This is a genomic window from Providencia sp. PROV156 (assembly GCF_028480905.1).
Classification (GTDB): domain Bacteria; phylum Pseudomonadota; class Gammaproteobacteria; order Enterobacterales; family Enterobacteriaceae; genus Providencia; species Providencia hangzhouensis.
This window is the reverse complement of sequence record NZ_JAMPPE010000003.1, coordinates 134,679-154,078: the sequence shown is the minus strand read 5'-3', so window position 1 is coordinate 154,078 and position 19,400 is coordinate 134,679. Positions and strand designations below refer to the sequence as shown.

Here is a 19,400-nt window from a genome sequence, read left to right as displayed (position 1 = left end):
ATCTTGCTGAACAACGCCTAGTGATAAGCTAGGCGTTGTTTTTTTGTGCACCAATATAGGATTTTCTATTGCGTTCTGTAAATATATCCCTTAATCTAACCTTAGATAAGCTGAACCGTTTCAGTTGTGTGTTGCTGAATGAAAATATTTTTTAAAAATGTCGGTTGAAGCACACTTTTGATGTTTGACAGCTAAAATGAGCAGTAGAGTTGGTGTGAGTCAGTTATCCTTAGCAACCGTGTGATTTTGCTCAGATACAAGGTGTAGAATGGCAATCAGGGTAGCAATAAACGGCTTTGGCCGCATTGGTCGAAGTGTTCTAAGAGCGTTGTATGAATCTGGCCGTCGGGCAGAGATTATCGTGGTGGCGGTTAACGAACTTGCTGAACCTGAAGGTATTGCGCATTTGCTGAAGTATGATTCCAGCCATGGGCGTTTTGCTTGGGATGTACGGCTTAACGGAACACTTTTACAAGTTGGTGATGATAATATTCGTTTATTTCATCAACGTGAGCTGCATGAGTTGCCTTGGAAAGAGCTGGGTATTGATGTCGTTTTAGATTGCAGTGGGGCTTATGGCTCACGGGATGATGGGTTACTGCATTTAGCGGCAGGGGCGAAAAAAGTGTTATTTTCTCACCCGGGTACTGACGACCTTGATGCCACTATCGTTTATGGTGTTAACCATGAAAGCCTAACCGCTCAAGACAAGATTGTTTCCAATGCTTCTTGTACCACCAATTGTATTATTCCAATTATTAAATTACTTGATGAGGCATTTTCGATTGAATCGGGGACAGTGACGACGATTCACGCGTCAATGAATGACCAACCCGTTATCGATGCCTATCATAAAGATTTACGCAGAACTCGCGCAGCGAGTCAGTCTATCATTCCTGTTGATACCAAATTAGCCGCAGGAATTACACGAATTTTTCCGAAATTTAAAGACCACTTTGAAGCCATTTCTGTTCGTGTACCGACGACGAATGTGACAGCGATTGATTTGAGTGTTACCGTACATGACGATGTTTGTGTTGAAAAAGTCAACCAACTACTGCGAAGCGCTGCACAAGGGCATTTTCGTGGTATAGTGGACTACACAGAATTACCGCTAGTCTCGATGGATTTCAATCATGATCCACACAGTGCTATTATTGATGGTACACAAACGCGAGTCAGTGGTAAGCATTTAATTAAAACCCTGGTTTGGTGTGATAACGAATGGGGGTTTGCTAACCGGATGCTAGATACAACATTAGCAATGGCAGCGACAGGTTTAAACTAATTGGCGACTGACAGACAGCAGGGCATGATAACTTTATTGTTTTGCACAGTCGCTGATGGAAACTTTATAGAGAATCAACGAGAGGATTCACCATGTCTGTAATTAAGATGACCGATTTAGACTTAGCGGGTAAACGCGTATTCATCCGTTCTGACTTAAACGTTCCTGTAAAAGATGGCAAAGTTACTTCTGATGCGCGTATTCGTGCTTCATTACCAACAATTGAAGCTGCTCTGAAACAAGGCGCTAAAGTCATGGTCACTTCTCACCTTGGTCGCCCGACCGAAGGCGAGTACAACGAAGAGTTTTCACTGCAACCTGTTGTTGACTATCTGGCCGATAAAATGGATTACCCAGTCCGTTTAGTTAAAGACTACCTTAACGGTGTTGACATCGAAGCTGGCGAGTTAGTTGTGCTGGAAAACGTTCGCTTTAATAAAGGCGAGAAAAAAGACGACGAAACGCTGTCAAAACAATATGCGGCATTGTGTGATGTTTATGTGATGGATGCGTTTGGTACGGCTCACCGTGCACAAGCGTCAACACATGGTGTTGCTAAATTCTCTCCAGTGGCTTGTGCTGGCCCACTACTGAGTGGTGAGTTAGAAGCATTAGGTAAAGCATTAGATAACCCAGCTCGCCCAATGGTTGCGATTGTTGGTGGTTCTAAAGTGTCAACTAAACTGACTGTATTAGATTCTCTATCTAAAATTGCAGACCAGTTAATTGTTGGTGGCGGTATTGCGAATACCTTTATCGCAGCGGAAGGCAACAATGTTGGTCGCTCATTATATGAAGCAGACTTAATCCCTGAAGCGAAAAAATTACTGGCAAACTGCCAAATTCCAGTACCGACTGATGTTCGCGTTGCAACTGAGTTCTCCGAAACTGCACCTGCAACTCTGAAAGCAAGTACTGAAATTAAAGACGACGAACAAATTCTGGATTTAGGTGACGAATCTGCACAGCGTTTGGCTGAGATCCTGAAAAATGCCAAAACCATTCTTTGGAATGGCCCAGTAGGCGTGTTTGAGTTCCCTAACTTCCGTAAAGGTACTGAGATCGTTGCAAAAGCGATTGCTGATAGCGACGCATTCTCTATCGCTGGTGGTGGTGACACCCTAGCGGCTATCGATTTATTCGACATTGCTGACAAAATTTCATATATCTCTACTGGTGGCGGTGCTTTCCTTGAGTTCGTTGAAGGCAAAAAGCTCCCTGCCGTTGTGATGCTAGAAGAACGTGCTAAAGCGTAATTAATTGTTCATACACAACAGGCAGCGTAGGCTGCCTGTTTACCACAGGACCTTTTCACATGTCTAAAATTTTTGATTTTGTTAAACCGGGTGTTCTTACTGGTGATGATGTACAGAAAGTTTTCGCAGTTGCTAAAGAAAATAACTTTGCATTGCCAGCGGTGAACTGTGTTGGTACGGATTCAATTAACGCCGTACTTGAAGCGGCCGCTAAAGTTCGTGCTCCAGTTATTGTTCAGTTTTCTAATGGCGGTGCTGCATTTATCGCAGGTAAAGGCCTGAAAGCTGAAGGCCAACAAGCTGCAATTTTAGGTGCGATCTCTGGTGCTTATCATGTACACCAAATGGCTGAGCACTATGGTGTTCCTGTTATTCTGCATACTGACCACTGTGCGAAGAAATTACTGCCATGGATCGATGGCCTGTTAGATGCAGGTGAAAAACACTACGCAAAAACCGGTAAACCACTGTTCTCTTCTCACATGATTGACCTGTCAGAAGAAACACTGGAAGAAAACATCGAAATCTGTGCTAAATATTTAGCGCGTATGGCTAAAATCGATATGACTCTGGAAATCGAACTAGGCTGTACTGGTGGTGAAGAAGACGGTGTTGATAACACAGGTATGGACAGTTCTGAGCTGTATACTCAACCAGAAGATGTTGCATATGCATACGAAAAACTGAATGCAGTAAGCCCGCGTTTCACTATCGCGGCTTCTTTCGGTAACGTTCACGGTGTTTATAAACCAGGTAACGTTCAGTTAACGCCAAAAATCCTGCGTAATTCACAAGACTACGTTTCAGAAAAATATAACCTGCCACACAACAGCTTAGACTTCGTATTCCACGGTGGTTCTGGCTCAAGTGCTGCTGAAATCAAAGAAGCAGTTAGCTACGGTGTTATCAAAATGAACATCGATACTGATACTCAGTGGGCAACTTGGGATGGTATTTTACAGTACTACAAAAAGAACGAAGGCTATCTGCAAGGTCAGTTAGGTAACCCAGAAGGTGCGGATAAACCTAACAAAAAATACTATGACCCACGTGTGTGGCTGCGTAAAGCACAAGATTCAATGGTTGTTCGTTTAGAACAAGCATTCAAAGAACTGAACTGTGTTGATGTGCTGTAATTAACACGCATTAAGTTTTTTTGTGATTAATCCCCTAGTAAGGTAACTTGCTGGGGGATTTTTTTGAGGAAATAGAATGAAATTAGCATTTCATATTGTGGTATAAATGACCTCTTGCCTATAAAATAAACAAAGCTATAATGAGACCTATTAAATGGTCTTTTGGAGATTGGAAATGCCTCAAGTTATTTTAAGTAATGTTACGGCGAGCATCAGTGAGCTAAAGAAAAACCCTATGGCGACAGTGGATTCTGGTGAGGGGTTCCCTGTGGCTATTCTGAATAGAAATAAGCCTGCATTTTATTGTGTTCCAGCTGAAATATATGAAAATTTATTGGAACAAATTGAAGACAAAGAACTTATTGAAATTGTTAACGCAAGGAAAAACCAGAAGCTTGTAGATGTGGATTTGGATAGCTATTTATGACAGGGTTCTATAAAGTTAAGTTTAGGGACGATGCAGCAAAAGAGTGGAAAAAGCTTGGTGCAACAGTACAGAAGCAATTCGCCAAGAAACTAAAATTACTGATTGAGAATCCCCATATACCTTCCGCAAGGCTCAGTGGGCTGCAAAATTGTTATAAGATTAAGCTGAAAGCATCGGGTTATCGCTTAGTATACGAAGTTGTTGATAATCAGCTTATTATAATTGTGGTCACTGTGGGGAAAAGGAATCGTAACGAGGTTTATGATGTTGCAAAAAAGCGGCTATAGGTTTGTGGGTGTCCCTTGATGAAACCTTAATTGCCATTGGTTTGCTGAATTCTTGAGCCAAATGGATGAGCGGTTAGTTAGCTTGGTTTTACCCCCATCTTGTTGTTCAAAACTGATATAAGTCATTAACACCGTATTATCACTCAATTGCGAGCAGTGGAAGTTTTCGGCGTAAATCGTTTTAGCTGTTTCATTAGCCAATGACGCTAAGGTATCGAGTTTATCGGTTGAAAAGCCAGAACGACCAAATTCAAAAAAATCCTCATGTAATATCTCGCGAAGAAAATTGCTATTCTGTCGGTTAGTACTGTTATGTAATTTTTTTTCTAATTCAATCAGTTTATTCATCACTCGCGTTCCCCCAATTGTTGTGCCAGTTTCTCGGCGAGTTGCGTAATGATATCCGAGGTATTAGCATGGAAATGCATGGCAATTTCCATTTCTTGAGCAGCTGGGAAACCTTCTTCTTCTGTTAAAATTCGATGTTGAGGAAGTTTTGCTCGTAAAGGTAATAAACTAACACCTAACCCATCTGCGATAGCACTTTGAATACCTGCAAGGCTAGAACAAGTATAAGTTATGTGCCAAGGGCGCTGTTCACTATCTAATAATTTGAACATATCATTACGGTAGAGACCGTTTTCAGGAAAAACCACCAAAGGTACTGAATCATTACTTAAACGTTTATATTGGTTGCTTGTTAGCCAACACAAAGGCTCCGGCCAATGGTAATCACTTTTAAATTCCCCTTTTTTCTGTTTCACAATAATTAAATCTAATTCGCCATGTTGGTAGCGCTGATGAAGTTGTCGGCTTAGGCCACTCGTGACTTCTAACCGCACATTGGGGTTAGCTTGCATAAATGCGGCCAGTGTCGGCGTGACTTGGCCAGAAGCGAGGTCTTCAGGAAAACCGAGCCGAATAGTTTGAATGACGGCATTGCCAGTGATTTTCATAAAGAAGGTATCATTGAGCGCCAATATATTTTTTGCATAACTCAACAAAACTTCACCAGTTTCGGTTAAGGTTAGTATGCGGTGCCCTCGGACAAATAAAGGCTGACCGACTAAAGCTTCTAGCCGTTGAATTTGCTGGCTCAATGTTGATTGTGTTGAATTTAAATGCTGTGAAGCCACGGTGAAATTCCCTGTTTCAGCAACAGTGACAAAGGTTTTTAACAAAACAAGGTTGAGCAATGGATTCATTTTATAAATACCAATCATTTAGTTATTTAATTTTTAAATAGCATACTTTTTCAGTAGATTAAAGGGTCATAGGGGAGATTAATCATGAAAACATTCTTTTTACGTGCAAAATGGTTGGTTCACTTAGCTAGCATTCTTATGATTTCATTGATATTTATGGGGAAAGGTATGGCAAACCCACAAGCCAACTCTTTGGTATCATTGGCTGAGCAAGGTAACTTACAAGGTGTTAAGTCCTTAGTTGAGCAAGGTGTGGATATTGAACAGCGTGATTCACGCCAACGTACTGCGTTGATGGCGGCAACCCATGAAAACCATCTTGAAGTTGCCCGTTTTTTGATTGAGCAAGGTGCGGACGTTAATGCACGGGATAATATGCAAGATTCCCCTTATTTGTACGCTGGGGCGCGTGGTTTGCAAGAGATACTAATATTGACTCTACAACATGGCGCTGATTTAAAAAGTACCAATCGCTACGGGGGAACTGCTTTGATCCCTGCGGCAGAACGTGGACATGTTGCAACGGTTAAAACCTTGATTGATGCGGGTGTTGATGTCAATCATGTTAATCGATTGGGTTGGACGGCACTAATTGAAGCGATTATTTTGGGTGATGGTAGCGATAAGTATGCACAAATTGTCACTGAATTAATCAAAGGTGGCGCAGATGTTAACTTAGCTGATGGTTCGGGGATATCACCGCTGACGTTGGCAAAAAGTAAAGGTTACCGTAACTTGATTGAAATTCTTGAGAATTCAGGAGCGAAATAATGTCGGATACGCAATTTTTACAACAAGCTATCAACTTAGCAATGGAAAACGTGCGAGCTGGCGGGCGGCCTTTTGGCGCAATTGTTGTCTGTGATGGGCAAGTTGTTGCGAGTGGCGTTAATCAAATACTTGAGCTCAATGACCCAACCGCCCATGCGGAGCTAATGGCATTGCGTCAAGCAGGGCAAAAATTAAGCCGCGTGAAATTAGATGACTGTGTGGTTTATGCAAGTGGGCAGCCTTGCCCGATGTGCTTGGCCGCGATGCGAATGGCGGGTATCTCTCGGGTCGTCTACGCCTATTCAAATGATGACGCCGCACCTTTTGGGCTTTCTACAGATGCGATTGCAAAAGCGCTGAGGGTCGTTCCTGAGCAGCAATCAGGTTTACGGTTTGAGCAACTAAAACCCAATGATGAAACGCGCAGTACACTGTACCAACAGTGGTGGGAACGGCAATCTAAATGAGTAAAGCGGCACCATCTTCGCTGGCGTTAGTACTGACCATTGTTTTAGTCGGGGTGAACTTACGCCCCTTTATGACGGGCCCAGGGCCTGTTATCGACAATATCATTCAAACGACAGGGATGAGTTATCAAAGCATTTCGCTTTTAACATTGTTACCCATGTTATTGATGGGGGTTGGCGCATTGGTTGTACCAATGCTAAACCAACGAATAGGTGAACGTGCGGGTATCAGTAGCGCAATGCTATTACTGCTGGTCGGTTCACTCGCTCGTTACTTTGTTGTTGATGGTGCAGCTTTATTATTAACCGCTTTTTTATGTGGAGTGGGTGCGGCTTATATCCAGTCGGTATTTCCTGGGCTCATCAAAGCGAATTTCCCCCAAAAAATGGCGATGATGACAGGATTATATTCAGCCACGTTAATGGCAGGGGGAGCTATTGGCGCACAGATCACGCCTTTGGTTGAAGAAATGACAGGCCATTGGCAGAGTGCCTTAGCATGGCTTGCTTTCCCTGCTTTGTTGGCGCTGTTGGCTATTTGGGCGAATGTACACACGGAGCGGGGCTCAAAAGCAGAGCAGGTCTCAGTGTTGACATTCTTACGAAGACCGAGAGCATGGTTGTTGATGGCAGGTTTTGGGCTGATTAATGCGGGCTATGGCACCGTAGTGACTTGGCTAGCGCCTTTTTTCCAAGAACAGGGAATGAGTGCTGCACAAAGTGGCACTTTTGTTGCCATATTAACGGTGTTTCAGGCGTTATCTGCACTAATGATTCCCGTGTTTGCTTCGCATAATATTGATCGTCGTTTTTGGCTGATTGTCACGCTCAGTTGCCAAGCTCTTGGTTTTTCTGGGTTGATGCTGTTTGCCAGCGATGTGCCACTTTTATGGGTCGCGTTATTAGGTATGGGGCTAGGCGGCTGCTTTGCATTAAGTATTATTACTGCTTTGGATCACTTACCCCATCCGGTTAGTGCAGGCGCATTGACTTCGTTGATGCAGGCTGGAGGATTTATTATTGCAGCCTTTGGGCCATTATGCGCCGCGTGGATACAGCAATTGAGCCAAAGTTTTACATGGGTATGGGCAATGCATGTGATTTTTGTATTAGTAACATTGATTCTTTATTTGCGTTTGAACCCTAAAAGCTACAGTCAAATCTTCAATTTAAAATAATTAATTTCCTCTTTATTTATTGCGAATGATAATTATTGTTATCTTGGTGTTTTTTTGTCACTATACTGTTTATTTATTCGTCTAGGTAAGAGCCCTATGCAGCAGCGTATCGAAGATAAATTCACACAAGCGCATTCAGCCCGTGAAGAGCAATCTGTTGGTGAGTTTATCCGGATCCGTCGCGGTGAGTTTCTGATTAACCGTGATTTAGGTATTGAAGAAGAGCAAGGCTTCCGTCAATTATTCGGTAATAGTATTTATGGCTGGTTGCAGGAGTACCGCTTAGAAACAGCTTTTCAACTGCTAGCAAGCGGGTACTGACATGACCGCAGTACAAAGTACGCGGGATATTGGCGAATTAGTCAGTTTGATGATGCTTGTTGGTTTAACGGCAGCGGTAGGTTATTCAGGTGGGTTTATATTAGGGGCATTAATTGCCTTTATAGCGTTGCTAGTGACATTTTCACATTACCGTTATGTGAAAAGATTAGAAGCAGAGCAAGTTTAATATAAATAGAGCCGGTGCTATTTTTTACGTTTCTTATTTTGTTTTTTGACTTCTTTATTCGCTTTCTTTTCAATGGAATTGAAGTAGATATCTAAATAATGCCGGTTGCTTAAAAATGAAATTAAGCAACTGGCAACAATCACCACCCAAACAAGTTGCAACTTAATTGAGTTTTCAATACTGAAAAGTAGTAATAGTGGGATCATGACCATCATGCTTATGAAAATGGAGCACAATAACGCGCCAGCAATATAGAGTGAGTACTTTTTTAACCCGAATATATTGAGGGTGGTAAGCACGACAAAAGTTAACAGTAGCGTACCAAATGTCGCAAACATAATGATTAGCCCAGCCTCTTGCTCAATAAGCCAATCCGTGAAACCAAACCAAGAAAAAGGGATACTTATCATTCTAAGCGCTCCTGTTTACTAAATAGTAGGGGGATATCTTTAAAACGAAATAACCTGGCAAAAATAACATTGGGGAAAACATGAATATCTGTATTGTAGAGTGTGACGGTTTGGTTGAAAAATTCACGTCGGTCTGCAATTTGGTCTTCAATATGTTTTACTTGGGTTTGCAATTCCAGTAATACCCCTTTACTTATCAGCATTGGATAGTTTTCAGCGATAGCAATCAGCGGTTTTATTTTTGCTGGAAATTGGTTTGCAGTATCGACTTTGGTTTCAATAGCGGTACTGGATAAATAGCGCTGACGGCTGGCAATTAACTCGCTAAACAGCTGTTTTTCATGTGCCATCGCTTTATCTGCAACTTGAGTTAATACAGGAACTAATTCAACCTGCTTCTTTAATAACACATCTATATTCGCAAATGCTTTATGGCAATTGTTTTTTAAAAATACAATATTATTATAAATATTAATTATATAGCGTATAAAAATATAGCTAATAACAGCGATAATAATGAAAAAAATAAGCTTTTCCATGTTAGTTATCACCGAATAATGATATCTGGTCGAAATGCATATTTAGCAGCCCGTTTTGATAATCCATTGGCGTAACTAGAATCACACCAATCAGAAAAAGTGCAATTATGGCGGTAATAGCTAAATTTCGACGTAATGGACCTGTTTTGTTCCAACGAACGACATAGTCTGAGGGTGAGACGCCTAATAGCATATGAGGTGCCTTACGTATAATAATCGATTCGCCTTTTTCATTGGCATCTGCTGTACCAATTAATAAATAACTGCGGTTTGCTTCAAGTAAATATTCTTTGTAACGGCGATTACCGCTTTCAATATCCATATGCGGTTCTAAGCCAGGGTAAACAAAATAATCTGGGTCGCACTCTACTTTTACCGAACCAGTATCATCCGTAAGAGTGAAGCTATGCATGTTGTATTTACTATTTTGTAAGGTATAGCTTTTTTTACCGTCTTTATCTTTTGATATGGAATATTCAAAATAAAATGAGCCGTAACAGGTTTTATTACCTAGTTGGCTTTTAATGGCTGTGCCCGCCGTGATTTTTCCTTCAATTTCCACAAGCCCCATTGCCATTGAGCGGATTTTGGAGGTGGCTAAGTTTTTCTGAAATTTTAAGAAGCGCTTGGTTGGTGTATTTTCAATCGCTTTAAATACAAAGGCTAAGACAAATGCGATAAAAAATACGCGCATGTCGATGAAGAACCCTGCAAATAGGCAAGTGGCGATCAGCATACCTATAAGGGTTTTAAGAAACGCACTAAACTTTGATGAGCCTTCATTTTGTAAACGCTGGTAACGTTGATAGCCAACTTTACTAGCCTTGACAACATTACGGGTAATAAAAAAGGTGATGATGAGAACAACGACGTAATAAATGATACTGCCATAGTCGCCGATAGAAGGAGAGAGCGAGTACCACATACCACAAGCAACACTGATAAAAGGAATGATCCTCCAGTTTACTTTTTTATTTATCGAGAACTTGTTATCAATAAATAAAATTAAAGCACCAATAGCTGCTCCGAGTAAAAAATACATATTCACGCATTAATACCTTTACGCTGACATTATTTAAACTGGACGCCCTGATATTTTTTTTCATCTTCAGAAATATCAAGTAATGGCAGTGCTGAAAAACGAAAGGCATTGGCAATTAGGCTGTCAGGGAACATTTGTATTGCAGTATTATACTCTGTTGTTGCGTCGTTAAAGCCTTCACGTCGTTGGGCTAATTTATTTTCAACATCACTTAAGGCGATTTGTAATTGGGTAAATTGCTCACCAGAAATGAGAGTAGGGTAATTTTCTGCAATGGCAATAAGGTTACCCAGTGCACGGTTCATTTCATTCGATGCTGCGATTTTATCGTTCATGTTTTTGGCATTAAAGTAGTTCTGACGCGCATCACTTAGTGAAGTAAAAAGGATTTCCTCATGTTCCATAGCCTTTTCTGTAATGGTAACGAGTTGTGGGATCTGATCGGCTCTTTGCTTTAAAATAACATCAATATTGGCAAATTGATTGCTGACTTGATTACGGGTGTTGATCAGGCGGTTATAGATTGAGATCCCCCAACCTATAGCCAATAAGAGTAAAACAAATACAACGATAAGTGTGATGGTCATATTGATGCCTTTTAACCCGTGATAAGTAATTTGGGTTAAAAGTATAAGAGCCTTACCACTTATGCAATCAGAAAAGAATGAAAGTAAGGTGAGAATAAAGAAAATCTGATCTTTTTGAGTGACAAGATCAGATTTTACTTTTGAATAGTGCTTAAAGATTTGTATTTACAAGAGAAAGGTTCTTATAGCTATTTTGTTCAAGAAAATAATCTAGGTCACACTGCAATACATTAGCAAATATACAGAGCCGATGAATCGTAAAATTCTGCGTACCGCGTTCATAACGGGAGATTTGCTGTTGGCTTAATCCCGATTTTTTCCCTAAAGTGTGTGCTGTCCATCCCATCTGTAAACGGCGTTTACGAACTTGTAGCCCTATATAGGCATTTGAAATTTCAGTTTGATATATTCTCATAATATTATCCTGATTAATATCACACTACTTAAGTGTAAATAAGGTTTAGTTATGTGTTCTTATATTGATACGTTGTTTTTTCGAAAGTAATTGAATCTGATAGTCTAATTACTATGTTTTCATTTCGATAATTACCCTGAGTATAAAAAGATTTATCTCCATTAAACAGAGATAACCCAATAATAAATACGCCTAATCCAATAATAAATACAATAAAACTGAATAGATAAGATAGTTGCTTGTTAATATAAAATAGGGATTGTTCTTCTAATGCGAAAGCAGCATCTGAGAATGATAAAAATAATATGACGATCCCCCAGTGTAATACAGAAAGCAAAAAAGGGTATTCAACATGATTATGTATAATAATAGGGGTTATTGATAGAATGATTGCCAATGGATAACCATTTCCATTAATTTTATATTTTATAAAAGATTGAAATACGACATAGATACCTCCGGTTAATAATAAAGATAAAAATATCAAGTTAATGAGTCCTCCAGTCATCAGCCAGAGTAGTATTTCATTGTGTGGGTGAGGAACAATATACATTTTAGGACTAAAAAAAGGAATTGCTGTTCTTTCATAACTATTTTCAAATAAAAATGATTGCTCCCATGCATCATACGGTTTTTCTAAGAATAAAGTAATAGAAAAACGTAGCATTTGTTTTAAATGGAATTGATTCATAACATCAGTTCCAATGTACTGTGGGCATAGTTTTATTAAATAAACTCCAATAAAGATTGCTACAGCAATAATAAAATAACTAGCACTAACACGTAGAGGGTTTTTCTTGTAAAAAAGACAAATGAAAATAAATGCACAAACAGTAAAGCTTAGCCAAGCAATAACAGATTGCAGAACGACTAAAGTTAATGTGAAAAATAAAATGCATGTTCCTAGTAATACAATCCTGATTTTTTCATGGCGTTTAGATAACAACGAAAATTGTGATAATACAAGAGTCATAAGAGATAATAAGCATGCAGTCGCCATGTTAACCGATAATATATTAACTTGCTGTGATAAGCCATTTGAACGCATGCCTGATGCAAGATAAAAAATATCAGCTTCAAATATATATTGATATGCAGTAATAAAGACTTGAGCTACATTAATAATGATATAACAGTAAATACAAAATGATTGTATTAACCATTTTTTTTTCACTTGTAACCCTGCAATATATAGTAATACGCCAACGGTAATACCAGAAAAATACCAAAAATCAACATTATTATTTTCTCCCTGATGAGATATTAACCCCATCATTAAAATAGCTAAAGAAAAACAGTAGCAAATAGCAGGTAATGTAATGATTATTTTAATTTTCCGATAGAAAACTGTAAATGCTATAATGGATATCGTCAAGGAAATAGATAACCAGCTAATAATGTTTTGTGGTAATGATTGTCTCAAGCTTCCTAGACTGTCAATATAAATAAGACTAGCAAGGTGCCAAACAATAAAGATACCAATAAATAGTGAGCGGGATATTATGATCATAGTACGCTTACCGCTATATTAAATAAATGTTGCTATTAACCAAGCATTGCCTTTGTAGTCTCCAGGTTCGGCGTCATAGCCTGAAACTTTACTTTCAATCGTAATGTTTTTTACTTTATCTATTGTTGTTTCGAGCGTTTTTCCACTTTGATTATTTTGTTCATCATAAAGTATAAGCTCAGAATAAATAGTATTATTTCCTGATTTTAAGGGAAGTCGTTTTTGTGGATCACTATCCGTGGCATAATCTAATGCTAATTTTACTTTAACTGGCTGTACTCTATCGCATGTATAAGTAACAGTACGCGTTTCTTTACTATTAAATTCATAAGCATCCAATGTTTTGTGATCAATGTTTAAATTATCAATATTAGAATGGCAATTTGACGGATAATTGATAACCGATGTAGTGAGATCTAATTTAACGGTGGCTTTATCAATAGGTACATAAATATCTGGTGTCCCATAGTCTTGGAATAATCGTGTGTAACCTGCAATCATTGCATTTGGAATAACAATTTTTCCATCAACAGGGATATCTTTGACATAAACTCTAACGGTAAAAGGAAAATGAACAGTAAAAAATGATGTTGCTAATGGCCCCATTTCTTCATTAGAGCATCCTCTCCCTGAAATATTCCGCCAGCCACTGGTTATTCCATTCTCAGAATAAAGTGTAAAAAATGTATTATTGTTTATTTTAAATGCGGTCAGCCCTCCAATAGTAAAGCCTGCTTCTGGCATATAGGCAAAAACACGGTGGTAGGCATAAGCCGGAACAAGGCCTGCTGAATAATTACCTTGTAAGAAATTCACAGTACAATATACAGACCCATAAGGCTGAGATGTGTTTTCATTAATAACAATACCGGAGCTATTTGCTGGGGCTATTAAAAAATATTTATTGTTATCACTTCCAATTGCTGGTGTATCAGAAACAACAGAATTGTTAGATACTAAACTCATTTTATAGCCACCACCACTTCCTGAATAGCGAGTCGCACTATAGGAATTTAAGTTAACTAATAGCAGCAACAAAAATAATGGTGAATACTTTTTTATATTTTTCATAAAGACTTCCCAATATTACAGATAATCAACCATCACTGATAAAGCGGCACTAAATGGCCCAGCAGTGAGATTTTCAATAGCTTGATTAGTGACTAATTGTGATTGGATAACAACTTTCCCTGTATCACCACTTACGGATGGAGCAATCCTTTCCCATTTATTAAGGTTGAGCGCATTACTTTTATTTTCTTCTGAGAAACGAATACCCAATCCATTAATAGAGGTTGCAAGTACGGTTTCATTGTTTATTGTCAAAGTGCTTCCTTCTCTTGGAGATAGGTAAACTTGTAAATTTTTTCGAAGTTCACATTGTTTAATGAGAATACCAAAGGACTGTTTTTCTTCAGTTAGTCTGTCTAGCGCTACCTCACGGAAATTAATGACTAATTCTTTTTCACCATTTTCTGCTGTAAGTACACATGGTGGTCGAACCAATTTTGCAGAAAGAGAAATTAGTACATCCGCTTGAGTGCCTAAGGAAACTAATAAACTAATTAAAGGGAATGAAAAACAAATAAATTTCATTTCAATTCTCCTTATTGATAATCAAGATTAAAAGTAACAGTTGAGGAGAACCCCCCTGTTTTTAAAAGAGAACTAAAGGGCTTCTGAGCATAAACACCGAATAAAAGTGTATTAACGGACCCTTTACCTGATTCAGTTACTGTACTGACATCAATTGTTGTATTCAGTTCTAGTTCTTTACCACGACTATCAGTCAGTGCTAATAACACATTAGATTCACCAGTGGTTTTTAAATAATTAATACCATTATGTGTTTCAATATTTTGGGTATTTAACGTTATTTTGATCGTTTTATTCAAAGCCATCGCTGAACAGTCCATGATATCCAATTTAAATGGTTGCATATCTGAACGTCCTAATGTTTCGATTGAAGAAAAACGTAGCCCAGAAAGATATATTTTTTTCTGTGTATCATCATCACTTAGCCGGCAACCAAGCGGTACTAACACTCCTTCTAAGTAAACTGTTAGTGTATTGGCAAAGCTGGTATTCCATGTTAGGAATAAAAAACTAAATAATAATATTGAGCATCTAATCATAATTTATCTCCACACGTTGCATCTTATTACTAGCAGGAATAGAGAATAAAATGGTGTTATTGCGTAGTGGTTGAGTTAGCACATATTGGTTACTGCCTAATTTCAGTCTTAACGGTACCCAAGCTTGCTTTTGTATTGGTTTGCTACAATGAGAAAAATGCATTTCCACACTATAGGTTGCTGCAATTAAAGTACTTTCATTTAATTTTAATGAGATATTAGGTAGACAAGGAGCAGTAACAATACGCGCATTAACATATATCGTGCCTGTTGTCACAGGCACCGCAGACTCAGCAAAAATAGGTATAGTAAAAGCCCATAGTGCTAGGTAATTTAATTTCATTGTTCTGCTCCTATCTATTTTTTACTCATTATTCCGTCACACTGCACGTTGAAGCTTGGCATTTGAAAGCAAGTGAGGGCTTTCCACCATAATCATTGATATATGTCAGGTAAGGTGTTGAAAATTTGGATGATTTAATCAGTTGATTAGATTTTGGCGGTATCATGACTGCGTCAAAATCACTTTCTTCAGATTGTTTTTGGCTGTTCCCTATACCAATTACAGTTAAATAAAATGGTGTTGGGTTATCTAACGTATAACCCGATGATGTTGCTGTTAATGTTATATATTTCGTCCAATCGGTTTTGCTTTGTGCAACAATGCTTTCAGGGCGATAAAATAGTTTTACACGGCTCTGTAATGCAATTTGCAACACACCCGCTTCTGATGACTTAGGCGGGATTTCACGCAGGTTGTAATAAAACAGGGATTCCCTGTCTTGCGGTAACTTTGCAATGTCGGGTGCGGTGCTTAGGCGAACTAGGCTAGTGGATTTGGGTTCCATGCGCTGAATCGGCGGAGTGGCAATAATAGGGCCTGTTTCCAGTTTTTGTTCTAACGCATTTTCTAACCACGACTGGGCCAAATAAGGCAATTCCGGGTTATCATTACGGATCGTAATATTAATAGACGACTGGTTTCCATCGAAAATTATACGAGTACGATCAAGTGTAACCGCGGCATTCGCAGCTGAAATTACACTTATAGTCAGCGTGAATACGCTAGTAAGTAACAAAAAAGGGGAATTCAATTTCATCTTAGTTCTCTTATTAACGACAAATAATAGTTGGGTAAATTTCTTGAGGATTAATCACGTCAGGCACATCGGCACTACACTGGTGTTTATTTCCCCAGTAGAGATTGAGTAAGTCTTTAGGCTGGATACCAATAATCCACGTAATACCTTGTTCGCCAACAATTCCGAGTTCAATATTGTTGCTATTACGTACGCTGGCGCCAAAAGGCGGATAAGTGTCATCAGCTAGTTTTAAGCGAGCAAACGTTTTTTCACCTTGAATTACGTTGAGGCGACGATATCCGATTGCCCCACGAGTCAGAGTCGTATCAGTGACGGTCTCTAATGCTTCAACATCTTTTGGTAATTTACTGGTATTAATTGATGCGCTGGTTTTCCGATAACTACTCACGTTTGGCAATACAGCGAGTCCAAAGTGATTAGTTTGATAAACGCCACCACTCAGAGGAACGTTAGCTGCACCAGGTGTTTCTATAACGAGTCGAGTACCACCATAAGCGGCTTGGTGCATGGCAATACCTTCTTTAATTAAGGTAATTCCACCATTAATTGATCCCCCAACGCTGTGATACTCGTTCGGGACATAACTCGCATTTCCTGAAATTGAGGCATAAGGAAGATTTTGGTTTAAATAACCACTAAAGCTGGTTTGGTCATTCTGATGACTTCCTGTTTGATAACCGACATTTAAGTTATAATTGCGCTGCTCACTATATCCGCTATAACCGATATTATGTGTTGAACTGCGTTGGCCATTTTGGTTTCGGGTATAACCTTCAGAAAAGCTGACGCTGCTTCCTTGACTTAAAGGAATAGTGAAATACAAGCTGATCGCATCATCTTGATATCCCGCTCTTTTTGAACGAGAAGCAGAAGCTGTCAGGTTAATATTTTTGAGCCCAATAGCCGCCCAATTTAAAAGAGTACTTAGGTATAAGCTGTATTGTTCTTCTGTTTCACTATTCCAATACGTATTGTATTGATAGTTTCCACCCAATGAGAAATCATCAAAATATTTATTAATATTAATTTGATAGCTTTCTTTTTGAGCTTGGCTTTCATTACCTGTACGTCGTTCATCCAACGTTTGTTGCAAAGAGCGATAGGTTTCATCAGAGAAACGATACCCTGCGAATGTAATGTCAGTTCTGGCTTCATCAAATGATTTTGAATAACTAAGTCGATAACTTCGGCCAGTTAACGTTTTATCAAGTAATTGAGCATGTGACTGAGTCGCATCGAACGAAAGGCTACCGAATGAAAACAGGTCACGACCAAAGCCTGCTGAAAATGCCTGATAATTTTTTGATAAAACGGAGCCCCCATAGATAGACCAAAGGTTATTTAACCCGTAAGAGAGTTCTCCCGAAGCAGTTAAATCACCTTCGAGCTGGCGGCCATTAAAACGTGGTTTACCCGCTGCAAATTTATAGCGGATTTGCCCTGGTCTCGTTAAGTAGGGTAATGCTGCTGTGGTAATGCTAAATTGTTGTTCTTCACCATTTTCTTCTCGCACAGTCACATCTAATGTTCCACGAATAGAGCTATCTAGTGTCTGGATACGAAAGGGACCAGCAGGTACGGTTGTTTCTAAAACTATACGGTTATGGCTTTTGACAATAACAGTGGCATTAGTTTGAGCAATACCAATAATCTCTGGTGCATAACCTGTTAATTTAGGGGGCATCATATTTTCATCGGTTTCAAGAGATACCCCGGTGTACTGCCAAGAATCAAAAATAGCAGAGTAAAAGTAGTTCTCACCTAACGTTAAAATAGACGCAATGGATTTTATTGAGCGGTATGCAAATAATCGGCTAAATGTGGCATCACTATATTGGTTTTCGAAGCTTCCTGTCGATTTTCGATAGTTTGCTTGGTAATCACCGCGTAAACGCCATGCACCAAAATTAAGCCCTGTTGTTCCGTTAGCAGAAAGGTACGATTCTCGTGAACCTGAATTTTGATGCGTTAAAGAACCTGTTAGGTTGTAATCTAATAAAAATCCATTTACACCTTCCTCCCAACGTGAAGGAGGAACCCAACTTGGATCTGTATATTCTAAATAGCTTTGTGGGATTAAAATGGATAGCGTTAATGTCGATAAATCTACACTTAATGAAGCACCTTCAAGCGGAGATAAATCAAGGCATTTACCCTCATCACGATATTTAATTAATTTAATTGCGTCCGGAGTAAGCCCTAAACGATCAAGAATATTAACGGGAACACAAACGGTATCGAATAAATTATTGTTTTGGGATTGTGGCGCTATCACAGTGATATCTTGCGCACTACCCATGCCCTCATTATTGACTTTGAGATTTAAATGATAAATACCAGGCATAATAAATCCAGCCTGAGAAAATTGGCTAAAGTCAATATTTTGAGTGTCTTCTGTATCTAACATATCGGTATTGAATTCGACAGCATAGGCTAACGAAGAGATTGAAGATAAAAAAGAAGTCACAATGATGTAAGAGTAAATATTAAATTTAACCATGATTTTTTCATCAAATTAATTATGAGTTTATTTACTAGTCGTAAGTAACGTTGAATTTAATTGTGGTAAAGTAATCACCAGGTGTAATTTCGTTATTACTTGTGCCTAATTCTGTTTCATATTTTAAAAAGCTCTCTTTACTTTTGTTATCAAAATAAACGTAATTATTAGAAATAGAGTAGAGCTTATTTGGTATTAATAAATTATTGTTAATGTCGTATATATATAGAACAACTCCAGGCTTAGGGCCTGATAGTTTTATTGCATTAGTATACGTATCTTGCAGCGCAAAAAAACGAATTTTAATACCTTTATGATTACTACTGTCATATTCACTAATACAGTTATTTAATTTTATATAGAAAGGTCTTCGCATTAATTTTTCATCATCTATATTATTTATACTGTAATTAGAAATGTAATTATAGTTTATATATTGATACTGACTATCAGTTTCAATTGAACAAGGTGCCGCAACGATATAACCTTGCATTACTGTTTCGCCTCGGAGGCCATCTTGAATATGTCCAAGGTTAGAGCTAGTCGCATTAGAGTTAATAGGGTTAAATAATAAGGCAATCCATAGATAAGTATTTTTTTTCATAATGAGCCTTTTATGGGGAGAGAATTCTCTCC

The 19,400-nt window shown here is 38.7% G+C and carries 25 protein-coding genes; 10 read left to right on the top strand and 15 right to left on the bottom strand.

Annotation, left to right across the window (positions count from 1 at the left end):
* Positions 1 to 268: 268 nt before the first annotated feature.
* The 5 genes from epd to PSF31_RS03095 all read left to right on the top strand — a co-directional run bounded on the left by epd (position 269) and on the right by PSF31_RS03095 (position 4,394).
* Positions 269 to 1,288, top strand: coding sequence for an erythrose-4-phosphate dehydrogenase (epd, locus tag PSF31_RS03115; protein WP_004905387.1), 1,020 nt, complete (start codon positions 269 to 271; stop codon positions 1,286 to 1,288).
* Between the two features lie 92 nt (positions 1,289 to 1,380).
* Positions 1,381 to 2,544, top strand: coding sequence for a phosphoglycerate kinase (pgk, locus tag PSF31_RS03110; RefSeq protein WP_004905385.1), 1,164 nt, complete (start codon positions 1,381 to 1,383; stop codon positions 2,542 to 2,544).
* A 59-nt stretch (positions 2,545 to 2,603) separates the two neighbouring features.
* Positions 2,604 to 3,680 carry a class II fructose-bisphosphate aldolase gene (gene fbaA, locus PSF31_RS03105; RefSeq protein WP_094962157.1) on the top strand — a complete coding sequence of 359 codons (1,077 nt, stop codon included), beginning with the start codon at positions 2,604 to 2,606 and terminating at the stop codon, positions 3,678 to 3,680.
* A gap of 175 nt (positions 3,681 to 3,855) precedes the next feature.
* The gene (locus PSF31_RS03100) at positions 3,856 to 4,107 is read left to right on the top strand and encodes a type II toxin-antitoxin system Phd/YefM family antitoxin (RefSeq protein WP_096864799.1); all 252 of its coding nucleotides are present in this window, start codon (positions 3,856 to 3,858) and stop codon (positions 4,105 to 4,107) included.
* Positions 4,104 to 4,394, top strand: coding sequence for a type II toxin-antitoxin system RelE family toxin (locus tag PSF31_RS03095; protein WP_096864800.1), 291 nt, complete (start codon positions 4,104 to 4,106; stop codon positions 4,392 to 4,394). Before PSF31_RS03100 ends, PSF31_RS03095 begins: the two co-directional genes overlap by 4 nt.
* Here PSF31_RS03095 and PSF31_RS03090 read toward each other — a convergent pair.
* Together PSF31_RS03090 and PSF31_RS03085 are read right to left on the bottom strand one after the other, a co-directional pair.
* Entirely contained in the window at positions 4,389 to 4,742 is a 354-nt protein-coding gene (locus tag PSF31_RS03090) for a nuclear transport factor 2 family protein (protein WP_164561314.1), read from the bottom strand. The two genes, PSF31_RS03095 and PSF31_RS03090, sit on opposite strands and share 6 nt — an antisense overlap.
* A complete protein-coding gene (locus tag PSF31_RS03085) occupies positions 4,742 to 5,599 on the bottom strand; it encodes a LysR substrate-binding domain-containing protein (protein WP_164561214.1) in 858 nt (285 codons plus the stop codon). Before PSF31_RS03085 ends, PSF31_RS03090 begins: the two co-directional genes overlap by 1 nt.
* A gap of 84 nt (positions 5,600 to 5,683) precedes the next feature.
* On the opposite strand from PSF31_RS03085, the gene PSF31_RS03080 reads away from it, so the two are divergent.
* The 5 genes from PSF31_RS03080 (at position 5,684) to PSF31_RS03060 (ending at position 8,523) form a co-directional block, all read left to right on the top strand.
* Positions 5,684 to 6,370 (top strand): ankyrin repeat domain-containing protein, encoded by a 687-nt coding sequence (locus PSF31_RS03080; RefSeq protein WP_004905375.1) that lies wholly within the window; start codon positions 5,684 to 5,686, stop codon positions 6,368 to 6,370.
* The gene (locus PSF31_RS03075) at positions 6,370 to 6,837 is read left to right on the top strand and encodes a nucleoside deaminase (protein WP_096864803.1); all 468 of its coding nucleotides are present in this window, start codon (positions 6,370 to 6,372) and stop codon (positions 6,835 to 6,837) included. Before PSF31_RS03080 ends, PSF31_RS03075 begins: the two co-directional genes overlap by 1 nt.
* Positions 6,834 to 8,015, top strand: coding sequence for a cyanate transporter (locus PSF31_RS03070; RefSeq protein ID WP_096864804.1), 1,182 nt, complete (start codon positions 6,834 to 6,836; stop codon positions 8,013 to 8,015). Before PSF31_RS03075 ends, PSF31_RS03070 begins: the two co-directional genes overlap by 4 nt.
* A 96-nt stretch (positions 8,016 to 8,111) precedes the next feature.
* Entirely contained in the window at positions 8,112 to 8,336 is a 225-nt protein-coding gene (locus tag PSF31_RS03065) for a hypothetical protein (protein ID WP_232062914.1), read from the top strand.
* Between the two features lies 1 nt (position 8,337).
* On the top strand, positions 8,338 to 8,523 hold the full coding sequence (locus tag PSF31_RS03060; protein WP_232062913.1) for a hypothetical protein: 186 nt from the start codon (positions 8,338 to 8,340) through the stop codon (positions 8,521 to 8,523).
* A 17-nt stretch (positions 8,524 to 8,540) separates the two neighbouring features.
* Here the strand turns inward: PSF31_RS03060 and PSF31_RS03055 are convergent, their stop codons facing one another.
* The 13 genes from PSF31_RS03055 to PSF31_RS02995 all read right to left on the bottom strand — a co-directional run bounded on the left by PSF31_RS03055 (position 8,541) and on the right by PSF31_RS02995 (position 19,368).
* Positions 8,541 to 8,933, bottom strand: a complete 393-nt coding sequence (locus PSF31_RS03055) for a hypothetical protein (RefSeq protein WP_096864805.1) — start codon at positions 8,931 to 8,933, stop codon at positions 8,541 to 8,543.
* The gene (locus PSF31_RS03050; protein ID WP_164561213.1) at positions 8,930 to 9,472 is read right to left on the bottom strand and encodes a LemA family protein; all 543 of its coding nucleotides are present in this window, start codon (positions 9,470 to 9,472) and stop codon (positions 8,930 to 8,932) included. Before PSF31_RS03050 ends, PSF31_RS03055 begins: the two co-directional genes overlap by 4 nt.
* Before the next feature lies 1 nt (position 9,473).
* Positions 9,474 to 10,514, bottom strand: a complete 1,041-nt coding sequence (locus tag PSF31_RS03045; protein ID WP_176489322.1) for a hypothetical protein — start codon at positions 10,512 to 10,514, stop codon at positions 9,474 to 9,476.
* Positions 10,515 to 10,543: 29 nt separating this feature from the next.
* Positions 10,544 to 11,101 carry a LemA family protein gene (locus PSF31_RS03040; RefSeq protein WP_004905359.1) on the bottom strand — a complete coding sequence of 186 codons (558 nt, stop codon included), beginning with the start codon at positions 11,099 to 11,101 and terminating at the stop codon, positions 10,544 to 10,546.
* A 151-nt stretch (positions 11,102 to 11,252) separates the two neighbouring features.
* Positions 11,253 to 11,516, bottom strand: coding sequence for a helix-turn-helix domain-containing protein (locus PSF31_RS03035; RefSeq protein ID WP_004905357.1), 264 nt, complete (start codon positions 11,514 to 11,516; stop codon positions 11,253 to 11,255).
* 49 nt (positions 11,517 to 11,565) lie between these two features.
* On the bottom strand, positions 11,566 to 13,026 hold the full coding sequence (locus PSF31_RS03030) for an O-antigen ligase family protein (protein ID WP_232062912.1): 1,461 nt from the start codon (positions 13,024 to 13,026) through the stop codon (positions 11,566 to 11,568).
* Positions 13,027 to 13,044: 18 nt separating this feature from the next.
* Positions 13,045 to 14,097 (bottom strand): adhesin, encoded by a 1,053-nt coding sequence (locus tag PSF31_RS03025; RefSeq protein ID WP_094962169.1) that lies wholly within the window; start codon positions 14,095 to 14,097, stop codon positions 13,045 to 13,047.
* A gap of 15 nt (positions 14,098 to 14,112) precedes the next feature.
* Positions 14,113 to 14,622: a fimbrial protein gene (locus tag PSF31_RS03020; protein WP_004905345.1), complete on the bottom strand. Its 510-nt coding sequence runs from the start codon at positions 14,620 to 14,622 to the stop codon at positions 14,113 to 14,115.
* Between the two features lie 11 nt (positions 14,623 to 14,633).
* Positions 14,634 to 15,161, bottom strand: a complete 528-nt coding sequence (locus PSF31_RS03015) for a fimbrial protein (RefSeq protein ID WP_096864809.1) — start codon at positions 15,159 to 15,161, stop codon at positions 14,634 to 14,636.
* The gene (locus tag PSF31_RS03010) at positions 15,154 to 15,504 is read right to left on the bottom strand and encodes a hypothetical protein (RefSeq protein ID WP_004905343.1); all 351 of its coding nucleotides are present in this window, start codon (positions 15,502 to 15,504) and stop codon (positions 15,154 to 15,156) included. Before PSF31_RS03010 ends, PSF31_RS03015 begins: the two co-directional genes overlap by 8 nt.
* Positions 15,505 to 15,532: 28 nt before the next feature.
* A complete protein-coding gene (locus tag PSF31_RS03005; protein WP_096864810.1) occupies positions 15,533 to 16,261 on the bottom strand; it encodes a fimbria/pilus periplasmic chaperone in 729 nt (242 codons plus the stop codon).
* A 13-nt stretch (positions 16,262 to 16,274) separates the two neighbouring features.
* Positions 16,275 to 18,764: a fimbria/pilus outer membrane usher protein gene (locus tag PSF31_RS03000; RefSeq protein WP_004905341.1), complete on the bottom strand. Its 2,490-nt coding sequence runs from the start codon at positions 18,762 to 18,764 to the stop codon at positions 16,275 to 16,277.
* Positions 18,765 to 18,798: 34 nt separating this feature from the next.
* On the bottom strand, positions 18,799 to 19,368 hold the full coding sequence (locus tag PSF31_RS02995) for a fimbrial protein (RefSeq protein WP_004905333.1): 570 nt from the start codon (positions 19,366 to 19,368) through the stop codon (positions 18,799 to 18,801).
* Positions 19,369 to 19,400 lie beyond the last annotated feature (32 nt).

Excerpts from the sequence above, each read along its gene's own strand:
- epd (WP_004905387.1), top strand. The coding sequence starts at position 269 with ATGGCAATCAGGGTAGCAATAAACGGCTTTGGCCGCATTGGTCGAAGT.
- pgk (WP_004905385.1), top strand. The coding sequence starts at position 1,381 with ATGTCTGTAATTAAGATGACCGATTTAGACTTAGCGGGTAAACGCGTA.
- fbaA (WP_094962157.1), top strand. The coding sequence starts at position 2,604 with ATGTCTAAAATTTTTGATTTTGTTAAACCGGGTGTTCTTACTGGTGAT.
- PSF31_RS03100 (WP_096864799.1), top strand. The coding sequence starts at position 3,856 with ATGCCTCAAGTTATTTTAAGTAATGTTACGGCGAGCATCAGTGAGCTA.
- PSF31_RS03095 (WP_096864800.1), top strand. The coding sequence starts at position 4,104 with ATGACAGGGTTCTATAAAGTTAAGTTTAGGGACGATGCAGCAAAAGAG.
- PSF31_RS03090 (WP_164561314.1), bottom strand. The coding sequence starts at position 4,742 with ATGAATAAACTGATTGAATTAGAAAAAAAATTACATAACAGTACTAAC.
- PSF31_RS03085 (WP_164561214.1), bottom strand. The coding sequence starts at position 5,599 with ATGAATCCATTGCTCAACCTTGTTTTGTTAAAAACCTTTGTCACTGTT.
- PSF31_RS03080 (WP_004905375.1), top strand. The coding sequence starts at position 5,684 with ATGAAAACATTCTTTTTACGTGCAAAATGGTTGGTTCACTTAGCTAGC.
- PSF31_RS03075 (WP_096864803.1), top strand. The coding sequence starts at position 6,370 with ATGTCGGATACGCAATTTTTACAACAAGCTATCAACTTAGCAATGGAA.
- PSF31_RS03070 (WP_096864804.1), top strand. The coding sequence starts at position 6,834 with ATGAGTAAAGCGGCACCATCTTCGCTGGCGTTAGTACTGACCATTGTT.
- PSF31_RS03065 (WP_232062914.1), top strand. The coding sequence starts at position 8,112 with ATGCAGCAGCGTATCGAAGATAAATTCACACAAGCGCATTCAGCCCGT.
- PSF31_RS03060 (WP_232062913.1), top strand. The coding sequence starts at position 8,338 with ATGACCGCAGTACAAAGTACGCGGGATATTGGCGAATTAGTCAGTTTG.
- PSF31_RS03055 (WP_096864805.1), bottom strand. The coding sequence starts at position 8,933 with ATGATAAGTATCCCTTTTTCTTGGTTTGGTTTCACGGATTGGCTTATT.
- PSF31_RS03050 (WP_164561213.1), bottom strand. The coding sequence starts at position 9,472 with ATGGAAAAGCTTATTTTTTTCATTATTATCGCTGTTATTAGCTATATT.
- PSF31_RS03045 (WP_176489322.1), bottom strand. The coding sequence starts at position 10,514 with ATGTATTTTTTACTCGGAGCAGCTATTGGTGCTTTAATTTTATTTATT.
- PSF31_RS03040 (WP_004905359.1), bottom strand. The coding sequence starts at position 11,101 with ATGACCATCACACTTATCGTTGTATTTGTTTTACTCTTATTGGCTATA.
- PSF31_RS03035 (WP_004905357.1), bottom strand. The coding sequence starts at position 11,516 with ATGAGAATATATCAAACTGAAATTTCAAATGCCTATATAGGGCTACAA.
- PSF31_RS03030 (WP_232062912.1), bottom strand. The coding sequence starts at position 13,026 with ATGATCATAATATCCCGCTCACTATTTATTGGTATCTTTATTGTTTGG.
- PSF31_RS03025 (WP_094962169.1), bottom strand. The coding sequence starts at position 14,097 with ATGAAAAATATAAAAAAGTATTCACCATTATTTTTGTTGCTGCTATTA.
- PSF31_RS03020 (WP_004905345.1), bottom strand. The coding sequence starts at position 14,622 with ATGAAATTTATTTGTTTTTCATTCCCTTTAATTAGTTTATTAGTTTCC.
- PSF31_RS03015 (WP_096864809.1), bottom strand. The coding sequence starts at position 15,161 with ATGATTAGATGCTCAATATTATTATTTAGTTTTTTATTCCTAACATGG.
- PSF31_RS03010 (WP_004905343.1), bottom strand. The coding sequence starts at position 15,504 with ATGAAATTAAATTACCTAGCACTATGGGCTTTTACTATACCTATTTTT.
- PSF31_RS03005 (WP_096864810.1), bottom strand. The coding sequence starts at position 16,261 with ATGAAATTGAATTCCCCTTTTTTGTTACTTACTAGCGTATTCACGCTG.
- PSF31_RS03000 (WP_004905341.1), bottom strand. The coding sequence starts at position 18,764 with ATGGTTAAATTTAATATTTACTCTTACATCATTGTGACTTCTTTTTTA.
- PSF31_RS02995 (WP_004905333.1), bottom strand. The coding sequence starts at position 19,368 with ATGAAAAAAAATACTTATCTATGGATTGCCTTATTATTTAACCCTATT.